The sequence below is a fragment of the uncultured Pseudophaeobacter sp. genome, assembly GCA_905479575.1.
Classification (GTDB): Bacteria; Pseudomonadota; Alphaproteobacteria; order Rhodobacterales; family Rhodobacteraceae; genus Pseudophaeobacter.
The window spans coordinates 21,581-34,832 of record CAJQNB010000020.1 but is presented as its reverse complement, the minus strand read 5'-3'; the positions used below and the strand labels follow the sequence as shown (position 1 = coordinate 34,832).

The following is a 13,252-nucleotide window of genomic DNA, read 5'->3' as shown; positions in this document are numbered from 1 at the left end:
AGTGTCAGTGCCAGAGCCTGTGCGAGAACCTGTGCCTAAACGGCAAGTGCCGCCTGTTCCGTCCAAACATGGTCCAGCGCCAGCAACCTGCGCTGCACCCGGCCTGGGTAGTCGGTGACAATGCCATCAACGCCCAAAGCAATCATCCGGTCGATGTCTTCCATCTCATTCACCGTCCAGACCGCAACCCGCAGGCCCAGGGCATGTGCCCGCGCCACCTGCGCCGCGGTCACATCCAGGTAATAGGGGCACCACAGCGCGCCACCTGCTGCGGCCACCAGGTCAGGCGGGCTGGCGTCGGCCTCAGTCAGACCGGGAACCGCAGGGGTGGCGTGATCTTCGCCGATATCCGCTGCATTTTGCGGCATCTGCGTGAGAAAAGAGGTCGGCATTTCAGGTGCCTGGCGGGCACATTCCGCCAAAAGCGCCCAGTCAAAGCTGTGCATCAAGGTGCGCTGCGTCAGCCCCAGGGCGCGAACGTCAGCCACCACCGCCGCCACAACGGCGGCGCGGGCCGAGGCATCCTGTAGTGTCTCAGGGTCGGATTTGATCTCCAGCATCAGATGCACATCCTGATAACCCGGCTGGGCAATCAAGGCACAGAGATCGCTGAGACGTGGAATGCGAGCGCCATAGAGAAAAGCCTGATCGGGAAAGCGCTGGCCGTATTCGCTGCGACCATCCAACCCGCCCACATCCATCTCGGCCAGATAGGCCCAATCCAGATCAGACACCCTGGGCTCTGCCCCCTGCAGCCAGTTGCCGGCCCCGTCCCGCACGATCGAGCCGGTCAGGCTGTGATTATGGGTGATCACCGGCACCCCGTCGCGGCTCATCACCACGTCGAATTCCAACAGGCGCACCCCACAGTTCAGGGTGAAGGCAAAGCCCTCCATGGTGTTTTCCGGCATCACACCGCGCGCACCGCGATGCCCGATCACCCGGATCAGACCATCGCCACCGGTAAAGGCCGCCAGCTGGGGGAACTGCATCACGCCTCCAGCCGTTTTTCGGTCTTGGCGTCGAACAGGTGCAGCAGCTCTGGTGCGGCAGAAAACCGATGCTGCGCGCCGGTTTGAGTAGACACATGCCCCGAAACCGAGGCCACCATGGCATGGGTGGTGCCGCTGAGCATGCCATGCAACAGCGTGTTGGCGCCCAGTTGTTCCACCATATCCACATCAATGGCAATGGGGCCGTTTTCATCCGCCACCAGATGTTCGGGGCGAATGCCCAACAAAACCGACCCCGCCTGCGCCTGTGCCTCAGACAGCTGCGGCGCCGCAAGTTTGGCGCCATTTGGCAGCCCCATGCCGTCGGCCGCTACCGTGACGGGGATAAAGTTCATCGCCGGACTGCCAATGAAACCGGCCACAAAGACCGACGCCGGGCGGTCATAGAGCTCAATCGGGGTGCCGAACTGCTCAACATAGCCACCATTCAACACCATCAGGCGATCGCCCAGGGTCATCGCTTCGACCTGATCATGGGTCACATAGATCGAGGTCACCCCCAGGCGCTGCTGCAGCTTGCGGATCTCCAGCCGCATCTGCACCCGCAGTTTGGCATCCAGGTTCGACAGGGGTTCGTCAAACAGGAACACCTGCGGATCGCGCACGATGGCCCGCCCCATGGCAACCCGCTGACGCTGGCCACCGGACAATTGCCGGGGTTTGCGGTCCAGATACTGACGGATTTCCAGAATATCGGCGGCCTCTTCAACACGCTGATTGATCTCAGCCTTGGAGAGTTTGCGGATCTTCAGCCCGTAAGCCATGTTTTCACGCACGCTCATATGCGGATAAAGCGCATAGTTCTGGAACACCATGGCGATATCGCGCTTTGATGGCTCCAGCTCATTCACCCGGCGTCCCGCAATTGCGATCTCGCCAGAGGTAACAGTCTCCAGCCCCGCCACCATGCGCAGCAGGGTGGATTTGCCGCAGCCCGAGGGGCCAACGATGACGATGAATTCGCCATCTTTGATCTCGCCCTCAACATGGTGCAGCACTTCGGTGGGGCCATAGGATTTGGTCAGGTCGGTCAGTTTAATTTCAGCCATTGAGGGGCGTCCTATTTATCGGTTTCCGTCAAGCCCTGCACAAAGAGCTTTTGCATCGAGATGACGACAAAGATCGGTGGGATCATCGCCAAAAGGGCGGTCGTCATGATGATATTCCATTGCGGGCTTTGCTCGGCCGCCTCCAGCATCTGTTTGATCGACATGACGATGGTGGTCATCGAGGTATCCGTGGTGATCAGCAGCGGCCAAAGGTACTGGTTCCAGCCAAAGATGAAGAGGATCACAAACAGCGCCGCGATATTGGTGCGCGACAGCGGCAGCAGAATATCCCAGAAAAACCGCATCGGCCCTGCCCCATCAATGCGCGCACTTTCCAGCATCTCATCCGGCACCGTCAGGAACACCTGACGGAACATGAAGGTCGCCGTCGCAGAGGCAATCAGCGGGATCGACAACCCCCAATAGCTGTTCAGCATGCCAAGGTTGGCCACCACCTCAAAGGTGGGCAGGATCCGCACCTCAACCGGCAGCATCAGGGTGATGAAGATCATCCAGAAACAGGTCATACGGAAGGGAAAGCGGAAATAGACGATGGCAAAGGCCGAAAGCAGTGAGATGGCGATCTTGCCCAGCGCAATCATCATCGCCATGGCCAGACTGTTGAACAACATCAGCCAGACCGGCGCGCCTTCGGAGCCGCTCAGCCCAGAGCCAAACAGCGTCTGTTTCAGATTGTCCCACAAATGCGTTCCCGGCCACAGGGGCAGCGGCACCTGGTTCATACGAAACTGATCATGGGTGGCGGCGACAAAGGTGATCCAGATCGGCAAGGCAATGGCGATGACGCCAAGCACCAGCACAAAATGGGTGAGCAATGCAGTAAGTGGACGATTTTCAACCATCAGTATTCCACCTTTCTTTCAACATAGCGGAATTGGACAACGGTCATGGCAATGACCAGCACCATCAGGATCACCGACTGCGCTGCAGAACCGCCGAGATCAAGCCCCACAAAGCCATCGTTGAAGACCTTGTAGACAAGGATCGTGGTAGAGGAGCCAGGCCCGCCTTGGGTCACGGCATGGATGATGCCGAAGGTTTCAAAGAAGGCGTAGACCATGTTGATGACCAGCAGGAAAAACGTGGTGGGCGAGATCAGCGGCAGGATGATGGAAAAGAACCTGCGCCCCGGCCCGGCGCCATCAATAGCGGCGGCCTCGATGACACTGTTCGGGATCGATTGCATGGCGGCGAGATAGAACAAAAAGTTATAGGCCACCTGTTTCCAGGCGGCAGCCATGACCACCAGCGCCATGGCCTGATTGCCGTTCAGGTAGTGGTTCCAGTCGATGCCGAAAAAGTCCAGAAAATAGGGGAAAATCCCCAGTGTCGGGTTGAACATAAACACCCACAGCGCCCCGGCCAGAACCGGCGCAACCGCATAGGGCCAGATCAGCAGGGTGCGGTACATCATGGCGCCGCGCACCACCCGCTGGGCAAATCCTGCCAGGATCAGCGCCACCCCCATGGACAGCGCCGCCACCAAGAGCGAGAAAATGGCCGTCCGCCAAAAGGCATCCAGATAATGCTGGTCCCCCCAAAGAGCCTGGAAGTTCTCAAACCAGACAAATTCGGACCCCAGGCCAAAGGCATCCTCGATGAGAAACGACTGATACATCGCCTGGCTGGCGGGCCAGATAAAGAAAACCAGCGTAATCGCCAGCTGCGGTGCCACCAGCAGATAGGGCAGTGGCGAAGAAGGAAAATGGACGCGTTTCAGCATGGAGTGCCCCGTGTAGTGCCCGGTAGAGAGTGATGCCCGGTAGAGATGCGCCGCTTGCGGCAGCGCGCAAAACGAGACCATGCCGCCCGAGGGGCGGCATGGCTCAGATCATCACGCAGTGCTTATTTCGCGGAGCGTTCGAACTTGCGCAGCAGGGTGTTGCCACGCTCGGCCGCTGAATTCAGCGCGTCGGTTGCAGACTTGTCGCCTGCCCAAAGGGCTTCCAGCTCTTCGTTGATCACGTCACGCACCTGAACAAAGTTGCCAAAGCGCAGGCCGCGGCTGTTCGGGGTTGGTGTGTTCAGGCTCAGCTGTTTGATGGCGATGTCGGTGCCGGGGTTAGCTTCATAGAACCCCTGCTCCTTGGACAGCTCATAGGCGGCTGTGGTGATCGGCACATAGCCGGTTTCCTGGTGCCACCAGGCCTGTACTTCTGGCGAAGACAGGTAGGTCAGGAACTTGGCAGTGCCTTTGTACTCTTCGTCCTCGTGACCGGCCAGAACCCACAGGGTTGCGCCACCGATAACAGAGTTCTGCGGTGCATCGGCCAGGTTGGTGTCCAGCGGCAGCATGGTCTGACCAAATTCAAAACCGGCCTGGCTTTTCATCGAACCATAATAGGCAGAGGAGTTCATCCACATGCCGCATTCACCATTGGTGAACATCGGCAGGCTGTCGCCGCGACGGCCACCGTATTTGAACAGGTTGCCTTCGGTCATCGAGGCAATGTCGTCCAGACGGGCAGCAACCGCAGGGTTGTTGAAGTTGAACTCGGTGTCGAAACCGGCAAAGCCGTTTTCCTTGGTACCCATTTCCATGTTGTGCCAAGCCGAGAAGTTCTCGATCATCACCCAGGACTGCCAGCCAAAGGAGACACCGCATTCCATGCCGTTGTCGACCAGTTTTTGCGCCGCAACCTTCACATCATCCCAGGTTTCTGGAACCGATGCACCCGCCGCGTCCAGCGCGTCTTTGTTGTACCACATGACCGGGGTGGAGCTGTTGAAAGGCATCGACAGCAGCTCACCTTCGGGGGTCTCATAGTAGGACACAACCGCAGGCAGGAAGGCGTCGCCATCAAAGGGCTCGCCGGCGTCTTTCATCAGCTGCTCGACAGGATAGATCGCGCCCTTGGCTGCCATCATGGTGGCGGTGCCGACTTCAAAAACCTGCACGATCTGCGGGTGTTCTTTGGCACGGAAGGCCGCAATCGCGGCGGTCATGGTTTCGGTATAGTTGCCCTTGTAGACAGGAACGACCTTGTAGTCGCTCTGCGTGGCGTTGAAATCTTCGGCGATTTTGTTAACGCGTTCGCCATTGGCACCGCCCATGGCGTGCCACCACTGAACCTCGGTTTCGGCAAAGGCAACACCAGCGGTCGAGGCCAGGATGGCCGACGTGCAAAGAAGTGATTTGATAGACATATGAGATCTCCCCGTTCATCTGATGCCCAAAGAGTGAGCAGAAACAGGCATAATGCAAGTGAAAGTTTTTTGACATCAGGCATAACACAATGTTATGAATAGCCTCAGATATTCCGTAAATTTGAGGCTAAGCCATTGAAATTCAAGCTGAGGCAGTTGGAGGCTTTTCAGGCCGTTGCGCAGACGGGGTCGGTCACCCGTGCTGCAAAAACTTTGGGCATCTCACAACCCGCCACCAGTCGGCTCTTGTCAGACTTTTCCAACTCGGTCGCGATCGAGCTGTTCCAGCGCAAGGACGGCATGCTGATTCCCACCAGCGAAGCGCGCTATCTGTTGTCCGAAGTCGGCCGGGTCTTTGACAGTCTGCGCCATCTCGAAGAACTCAACCGTGACTTGACGGATCGAACGGCCGGGCATCTGCGGATCGCCTGCCTGCCGGGCTTTGCCAGCTCCCATCTCCCCAAACTGCTCGCCAAGTTTCTACAGCAACGTCCGGGGGTGAATCTCACGCTTGAGCCGGACCGCCCGGAGCGGATCCTGGAGTGGATCATAGGCGAACAATATGACTGTGGCATAACAGATGGGTTCACGGGCCATCCAGCCGTTGAGCACATTGATATTGCGATCAAAACGGTCTGTATTTTTCCACGCGGTCACCGGCTGGCCAAGCTGGAGCAGATCTCGCCGATGGATCTGGCGGATGAAAAAATCATTCACGCCCGCAAAGGCAGCCCGTTTTTCAACAGCCTGTCGCAGGCCTTTGCCGACCATGGTGTCTTGTTGAATTCCTGGGTCGAGGTCCGCCAGTTTTCAACCGCTTGCCTGATGGTGGCCGAAGGTCAGGGGGTTTCCGTTGTCAGCGCCCTGGACGCCGATCAGTTCAAATCAAAAAACGTCCAGTCCAGACCCTTTGACCCAGAGATCTCTCACTGGCTGTCCATTTTGCGGCCTGTCTCTGGCAGCAGGTCGCTGCTGTCGCTGGACTTTGTCGATACCTTTTTGGAAAGCCTGCAGCCCTATATCGCCGAGACCGCGTCGCGCTAGCCCATGGGCGCCCAGCCTATAGCCTAGGACGCCGCGTCGGGGGTGTCTGGGTTGGGAGTGCCTGGGTCGGGAGTGCCTGGGTCTGGACTATCTGGGCAGGGGCTATCTTGGAGGGTTGCGGCATCAGGGGAAAGCGCCTGCATGTCGCGCCACAGGCGGTTCAGCGTCGGTTTGCTGTTTTCTTTGTCCCGGTAAAGCCGGATCTCCAGCGCGTGGCAGTGTTGCGGGCCACCAACGATCTGCATCCGCCCCTCTGCCAACTCTTCCTTGCACAGCTCCCGTGGCAGCCACCCCAGGCCAAAGCCCTCGAGCACCATCGCCTTGACAGAATTGGCCAGCGCGCTTTGGTTCACCACCAGCATCTTGGGGCCGTCAGCATTTTGCCGCAGGGCGTGTTCCACCACCGAGCGCAGCGCCGAAACCGTCCCGTAGGACAACAGCGACACTGGTTTCTTGGGGGGGGCGTCAAAATGGTGCAGCGGCCCATCCGGCCCGGTTTTGGACACCGGCACAAAGCTGTCTTTGGTCAAGGTGATATAGTCACATTTCCCCAGCGCCAGTGGCGCCAGCGCATCCATGGACGGGTGCCAATAGGTCAGGATCACATCGCAATAGCGCTGCTGCAGGGCCGACACAAACTGATCCGCCGCCCAGCCGGTGGAGTTCAAATCAATCTCCAAGCCCCCCTCATCGACCATCGGGGCGATGTGGGTTTTGTAATGGGTCATGTAAAGCGACTGGGAGGTGGCGAAGCGGATGACATTTTCGCCAGCCGCATCAATGATCTGGCAGCGCTCCAGCGTCTCGTCATAGGTGCGCAGCATCACCCGCGACTGGGCCAGAAACACCTCTCCCGCCGGGGTCAGCGACAGCGGCAGGGTTTGGCGATTGATCAGTTTGACGCCAAACTCCTCCTCCAGCGCCCGAATGCGCCGAGAGAAGGCCGGTTGGCTGACATTGCGCTCTTCCGCCGCGCGCGAGAAATTCTTCTGCGCGACCAAAGCCTCAAAGTCTCTGAGCCAGGCTATGTCCACTGTGTCATTCCGTTCCGCGCCGTTTTGACCCTAGCCGTCCAGCCGGTCTTCTTCGACGGCATGGCAGGCCACCAGGGCGCCGTCTGGCTGTAGCTGGGGACGAGGTTTTTCATTCTGGCACCGGCTATTGGCATGGGCACAGCGACTTTCAAACGGGCATCCCTGGGGCAGGTTGATCGGTGTCGGAATTTCGCCACGCAATCTGATGTGATTGGGATGATCATCTTTTAACTGCGGAACCGCCGAAAGCAAAGCACGGGTATAGGGGTGCTTGGGGTTCTCAAACAGCGTCGCTGTGTCCGACAGCTCGCAGACCGAGCCCAGATAAAGCACCGCAACCTTGGTGCCAAAGTGCTGCACCACGCTCAGATCATGGGTGATGAACAGATAGGTGAGGCCGCGCTGGTCCTTGGCCTCCAGCATCAGGTTCAGCACCTGCGCCTGGATCGACACATCCAGCGCCGAAATGGGTTCATCGGCGATAATGAATTCAGGATCCACCGTCAAAGCCCGCGCAATGGCGATCCGCTGGCGCTGCCCGCCAGAGAATTCATGGGGGTAACGCCCAGCCCAACTGGGGTCCACACCCACCGAGCGCATAACCTCCGCCACCTTGTCGCGCACCTCGCCCCTGGACAGGGCAGGATTGTGATAGCGCACGGGTTCCTCCAGCGCCTGCTGGATGGTCATGCGCGGGTTCAGCGATGCATAGGGGTTTTGAAAGATCATCTGCATCTTTTTGCGCAGCGGCATCATTGCGCGGCGCGAGCGATTATCAATGCGCTCCCCTGCATAGTGGATCTCACCACCGCTGGGCGTCAGCAGGCCTGCAATCAACCGGGCCACGGTGGATTTACCACAGCCGCTTTCCCCCACCACACAGAGCGCCTCTCCGGCGGCAACGTCCAGCGAGATATTGTTGACGGCATGGACTTCGCGCTTTTCCTGAACCAGCTTGCCGCCCTTGAATTTCAGGGTTTCCAGAAAGCCACGGTCCAGCTCAAAGCGCTTTTCCAGGTTGTCGATCTTCAACAGGGGCTGAGGCGTCGTCATCAGTTCATCTCCTCAGCTTTGTCGCTGTGCAACCGGTTGACCTCGTGGCAGGCCACCTGAACATGGGTGTATTGCACCGGCTTTGGCGCCTCGGTGCGGCAGTGATCCTGCACATATTCGCAGCGCGGACTAAAGGGGCAGCCCTTGGGGATTGAGGTCAGCGAGGGCATATTGCCCGGGATCTGTTTCAACCGTTGGCCGGGTTTGGTCTGCTGCGGCAGCGCGTTGATCAGCCCCTGGGTATAGGGGTGCTGTGGGTCGTTGATGATCTCGCGGGTACGGCCAGCTTCGATGATGCGCCCGGCATACATCACCAGGGTGCGTTCGGTCATCTGGCTGACCACGCCCAGGTCATGGGTGATCAGGATCAGGCCTACCTTGTTGGAGTCGCACAGCTCCAGCAACAGCTCCATGATATCGGCCTGAATGGTCACATCCAGCGCCGTTGTCGGCTCATCGGCGATGATCAGCTGCGGATCCAGCAGCAGGGCAATGGCGATGATGATCCGCTGGCGCATGCCCCCCGACAGCTCGTGTGGGTATTGATCCAGACGCTCCTCTGGCGACGGGATATAGACCTCCCGCAGCTTGACGATGGCGATCTGTTCCGCCTCCGCCTTGCTGAGCTTGCGGTGCGCCATCAGGGTTTCCACCATCTGCTGGCCAATGGTCAGCACCGGGTTCAGCGTCACCATCGGATCCTGAAAGATCATCGCCATCTGATTGCCGCGAATGCCGCGCATCTTGGCCTCGGACATCTCGGCGATGTCGTCGCCCTGAAACAGGATCTGGCCACTGTCAATAAAGCCAGGGCGGCTGAGCAGGTTCATCAAGGCAAAACCGGTGATGGATTTGCCCGCGCCGGATTCACCGACGATGCCCAGGCGTTCGCCCTTGGCCAGATCAAAACTGATCTGATTGAGAGCGGTTACGGTATTGTCGCGCATGGCGAATTTAACGCTCAGGTCGCGCACGGAAAGCAAGGACATTGCGCTTATCCCTTATACAGTTTGGGGTTCAGGGCATCCCGTAGCCAGTCGCCCAACAGATTGATCACCAGCACCAGAACCACCAGCACGATGCCGGGAATGGCGGTGATCCACCAGCTTCCCGAAAAGATATAGTCAAAGCCGGAAGAGATCAGCGATCCCAGCGACGGCTGGCTGGGCGGCATGCCCAGCCCAAGGAAGGACAAGGACGCCTCGGAAATGATCGCATTGGCCACCTGCACGGTGGAGATCACAAAGATCGGTGACAGCGAGTTGGGCAGGATATGGCGCACCATGATGCGCAGCGGGCCAAAGCCCAGCACCCGGGCGCTGTCGACATATTCCTTTTTCTTCTCGGCCAGAACGGTGGCCCGCACGGTACGGGCATATTGCGGCCACTCCGCCACGCCAATCACCGCAATCAGGAAATAGATCGCATATTGGTTGAAGGTCTCAGAGCCAAACATCGCCTGGGTCACCGCCAGAAAGATGATCGCCACCATCAGGGTGGAAAACGACAGCTGGATATCGGCCAACCGCATCAGCAGGCTGTCGATCCGCCCGCCCACATAGCCGGCGATCAACCCGATCGAGATACCAAGAAAAGCCTGCAGCCCCACCGCACAGATGCCAATCAACAGCGACAGGCGCGTACCATAGAGGATGGTCGACCACAGATCGCGGCCCTGATCATCGGTGCCCAGCATGAACTGCGCATCGGCGCCCTGCACCCAAACCGGGGGGTATTCGCTGTTCATAATGTCGATCTGACCCGGATCATAGGGATCAAAGGGCGCAATCAGCGGCGCGCAGAACGACATCACCGCAATCACCATAAAGACGGCCAGCGACACCATGGCAACCGGATTGCGCCGGAAGCTATAGCCGATGTTGGAGTTCCAGATCTGCGCCCAGCGCGATGGTTCGGCGGTGGTATTCAGGCTGCTCATGCGCCCATCCTCGCAAGATTGACGGTGGGATTGACCAGCCCGTAGATCAGGTCAACGATTGTATTGGTGACAACAAAGATAAAGCCAACAACGATGAGATAGGCGACGATCAGCGGGGTATCGACACGGTTCACCGCCTCCAGGAACATGAAACCCATGCCCGGCCACTGAAACACCGTCTCGGTCAGGATGGTATAGGCCACCATGGTGCCGATCTGCACCCCGCCGACGGTGATCACCGGCAGCAAGGTGTTCTTCAGCGCGTGCACAAAATAGATCCGCCAGGGCCGGATGCCCTTGGCTTTGGCGTATTTCACATATTCGCTCTGCAGCACTTCCATCATTTCGGCCCGGATCAGGCGGACAAACAGCGGCAACATGATAGAGGCCAGCGCGATCGAGGGCAGCAGGATATGCATCCAGCCATCCACCGTGGCAAAATTGGTGTCCCAAGAGCCAAAGACATGCACCACGTCCCCGCGCCCATAAGAGGGAAACCAGCCGTATTCGACTGAAAACACATAGATCATCAGGATCGCGGTCAAAAACACCGGGATCGAAATACCAATGATCGAAATCCCCATAACCAGACGGCTGATTATCGTATTGGGATAGATGGCGGTGTAGACGCCCACCGGGATTGACAGGCCGATGATGATGACAGCGGCGCCCAGGACCAGCTCCATGGTGGCGGGCAGCTTTTTCAGGATCACATCCAGCGCCGGCTCTTTGAAGAAATAACTGGTGCCCAGATCACCCTGCAGCGCATTGCCGGCAAAGCGCAGATATTGGGTGAGGAAACTGTCGTTCAGCCCCAACTCGTCGCGCAGCTCCTGGCGAACCTCTTCGCTGACGGATTGTCCGACAAGCTCTCGCAGCGGATCACCAAGGTTATCCTGAATGGCAAAACCGATCAGCGAGATGACAAACATCACCGCGATGGCCTGGAACACGCGTTTCACAAGGTAAGCAAACATGCTTTGGCACCTTCCTGGGGCAATTGGTAGTGGGGTCGTTCGGCCTGGAACGAAGAAGAGGGCCTGAGACAAATGGCAAAGGGCATCAAACCTCGCCTCCCTGTGCAGTCAGGAAGCATACCCTTGGCAAACTGTCTTGGAAAGAAGCCGGAACAGGTCACAATGACCCGCCCCGGCTGAAAGTTGGAACGTTCCTTAATCGACGACAAGGTCACCAAAGTAAGGGAAGTTCAGTGCGTTCACGATGGATTCAGCGTGAACACCTTTGCGCGCACCCCAAGCGAGGTTCTGCCAGTGCAGCGGGATGAAAGCGGCCTCGTCATAGAGGATAGTTTCCATCTGCTGCAGCAGCTCAGCGCGTTTTTCAGAATCGGTTTCCGAATTGGCCTTGGCCATCAGCATGTCAGCTTCTTCGTTGCAGTAGTTGCCCGAGTTATACTGCCCATTGCCGGTTTCTTCATTGAAGCAATGGCTCAGGAACTGGTGGAAGTTGGCCGAGTCTTCGGTATCCGAGTGCCAGCCGATCATCATCATATCTGCTGCGCGCTCGTCAAAGGCGGGCCAGTACTGGGCCTTTGGCATGGTCTGCAGGTCAACCTTGATGTTGATCTTTGCCAGCATCGAGGCAACCGCCTGAGCGATCTTGTCGTCGTTCACATAGCGGTTGTTGGGCGCCATCATGGTCAGTTCAAACCCGTCGGCATAGCCTGCTTCGGCCATCAGTTCCTTGGCCTTGGCAACGTCAAAACGTGGGGTCAGATCAGCATTGTGACCCAAATAGCCAGCGGGGCTTGCCTGGGCGCCAACGGTGCCAAAGCCACGCATGATGCGATCGACGATACCAGCATTGTTGACGGCATAGTCGATGGCCTTACGGACGCGGGCATCTTTCAGCGCTTCGACACGGTCCTGGTTCATCTGGAAGGTGATGATCCGGGTGCCGGGCATGGTGATCAGATTGGTGCCGTCGTTATCGTCAACACGGGCCAGATCGGTGGGCGGAACCGGCGCGATGAAATCAACATCGCCCGACAACAGGGCGGCCACACGGGTGGGGCTTTCCTTGATCGGGGTCAGGATGATCTGATCCACGTTGCCAGCGGTTTCGGTATCCCAGTAGCCGTCAAAACGGTCAAAGACCATCTTTACGCCCTGCTCCCGCGAGGTGACCACAAAGGGGCCGGTGCCGGAGACATTGCGCGAGGCAAAGCTGTCGCCGTGCTTGACCAGCTCAGCGCGATCCTTGCCGTCGTCAGTGGTGCCCGAATAGAACTTGCTGTCCATCGGGAAGATATAGGTCACTGTGTGCAGCACCAGCGGATAGGGCTCCGAGGTGATCAGATCAAAGGTATTATCGTCGATCACTTTCACATCGGTGAACAGGCTGAAGATCCCCTTGAAGTCGGGGCTTTCTTTCAGGCGGTCAAAGGTCCAGTCGACATCCGCTGCGGTCAGCATGTTGCCAGAGTGGAACTTTACACCTTCGCGCAGGTGAAACCGCGTGGTGTTTTCGTCGATCTGCTCCCAGCTGGTTGCCAGACGGGGCTCAAACTGCAGGTCCTGGGTCCAGCGGACCAGCGGGTCAAAAGACATATGCGAGAACTGCAGCGTGCCCCCGGACAGTTGCTCATGTGGGTCCAGTGACACCGGATCGGCGTCATAGGCGACTTTGACTGTGACTTCGGCCTGAGCCACGGCGCCAAAGGCGAGCGACATCACACCAGCCGCAGCGATGCGGATAAATTGGTTCATTCTTCCCTCCATGTCGGACGCCTTGGTTGGCCTCCTGAAACAGTGAGAGATACCTAAGCCATGGCGCCCAACAGGGGCCAATGCCAATTTCAAATCACCCATGCAAATCCGGAATAGAGCGCATATCGCCCAGGCGCCAAACCGTAAACAGCGCCCTGCACACTACGATGCAAAGCGCTGTTCTGAATAGGCTATACTCCAATCAGGACGATGTGCCCCCTGC

Annotated in this window: 12 protein-coding genes; 1 reads left to right on the top strand and 11 read right to left on the bottom strand. The window is 58.3% G+C overall.

All coding sequences use genetic code 11. The annotated features are described in order from the left end of the window. Window positions 1-35 precede the first annotated feature (35 nt). The 5 genes from QZ268_RS07625 to ugpB form a co-directional block, all read right to left on the bottom strand. Window positions 36-992, bottom strand: a complete 957-nt coding sequence (locus QZ268_RS07625) for a glycerophosphodiester phosphodiesterase family protein (protein ID WP_295450476.1) — start codon at window positions 990-992, stop codon at window positions 36-38. Further along, on the bottom strand, window positions 992-2,062 hold the full coding sequence (locus QZ268_RS07620; protein WP_295450473.1) for a sn-glycerol-3-phosphate import ATP-binding protein UgpC: 1,071 nt from the start codon (window positions 2,060-2,062) through the stop codon (window positions 992-994). The genes QZ268_RS07625 and QZ268_RS07620 overlap by 1 nt, the downstream gene beginning before the upstream one ends. Before the next feature lie 11 nt (window positions 2,063-2,073). Further along, window positions 2,074-2,925, bottom strand: coding sequence for a sn-glycerol-3-phosphate ABC transporter permease UgpE (gene ugpE, locus QZ268_RS07615; RefSeq protein WP_295450470.1), 852 nt, complete (start codon window positions 2,923-2,925; stop codon window positions 2,074-2,076). After that, window positions 2,925-3,806 (bottom strand): sn-glycerol-3-phosphate ABC transporter permease UgpA, encoded by an 882-nt coding sequence (gene ugpA / locus QZ268_RS07610; protein WP_295450467.1) that lies wholly within the window; start codon window positions 3,804-3,806, stop codon window positions 2,925-2,927. Before ugpA ends, ugpE begins: the two co-directional genes overlap by 1 nt. 122 nt (window positions 3,807-3,928) lie before the next feature. Then, window positions 3,929-5,230, bottom strand: coding sequence for a sn-glycerol-3-phosphate ABC transporter substrate-binding protein UgpB (ugpB, locus tag QZ268_RS07605; RefSeq protein ID WP_295450464.1), 1,302 nt, complete (start codon window positions 5,228-5,230; stop codon window positions 3,929-3,931). 135 nt (window positions 5,231-5,365) lie between these two features. Between ugpB and QZ268_RS07600 the strand changes: the two genes are divergently transcribed. Next, window positions 5,366-6,274, top strand: coding sequence for a LysR substrate-binding domain-containing protein (locus QZ268_RS07600; RefSeq protein ID WP_295450461.1), 909 nt, complete (start codon window positions 5,366-5,368; stop codon window positions 6,272-6,274). Between the two features lie 23 nt (window positions 6,275-6,297). Here the strand turns inward: QZ268_RS07600 and QZ268_RS07595 are convergent, their stop codons facing one another. The 6 genes from QZ268_RS07595 to QZ268_RS07570 all read right to left on the bottom strand — a co-directional run bounded on the left by QZ268_RS07595 (window position 6,298) and on the right by QZ268_RS07570 (window position 13,029). Then, window positions 6,298-7,308 (bottom strand): LysR family transcriptional regulator, encoded by a 1,011-nt coding sequence (locus tag QZ268_RS07595; RefSeq protein ID WP_295450459.1) that lies wholly within the window; start codon window positions 7,306-7,308, stop codon window positions 6,298-6,300. A 30-nt stretch (window positions 7,309-7,338) separates the two neighbouring features. Beyond that, window positions 7,339-8,361, bottom strand: coding sequence for an oligopeptide/dipeptide ABC transporter ATP-binding protein (locus QZ268_RS07590; protein ID WP_295450457.1), 1,023 nt, complete (start codon window positions 8,359-8,361; stop codon window positions 7,339-7,341). Continuing rightward, window positions 8,361-9,350 (bottom strand): ABC transporter ATP-binding protein, encoded by a 990-nt coding sequence (locus tag QZ268_RS07585; RefSeq protein ID WP_295450455.1) that lies wholly within the window; start codon window positions 9,348-9,350, stop codon window positions 8,361-8,363. Before QZ268_RS07585 ends, QZ268_RS07590 begins: the two co-directional genes overlap by 1 nt. A 5-nt stretch (window positions 9,351-9,355) precedes the next feature. Beyond that, complete coding sequence (locus QZ268_RS07580) at window positions 9,356-10,300, bottom strand: ABC transporter permease (protein ID WP_295450453.1); 945 nt, start codon at window positions 10,298-10,300, stop codon at window positions 9,356-9,358. Next, entirely contained in the window at window positions 10,297-11,277 is a 981-nt protein-coding gene (locus QZ268_RS07575) for an ABC transporter permease (protein ID WP_295450450.1), read from the bottom strand. The genes QZ268_RS07580 and QZ268_RS07575 overlap by 4 nt, the downstream gene beginning before the upstream one ends. 195 nt (window positions 11,278-11,472) lie before the next feature. Next, a complete protein-coding gene (locus tag QZ268_RS07570) occupies window positions 11,473-13,029 on the bottom strand; it encodes an ABC transporter substrate-binding protein (protein ID WP_295450447.1) in 1,557 nt (518 codons plus the stop codon). Window positions 13,030-13,252: the final 223 nt, after the last annotated feature.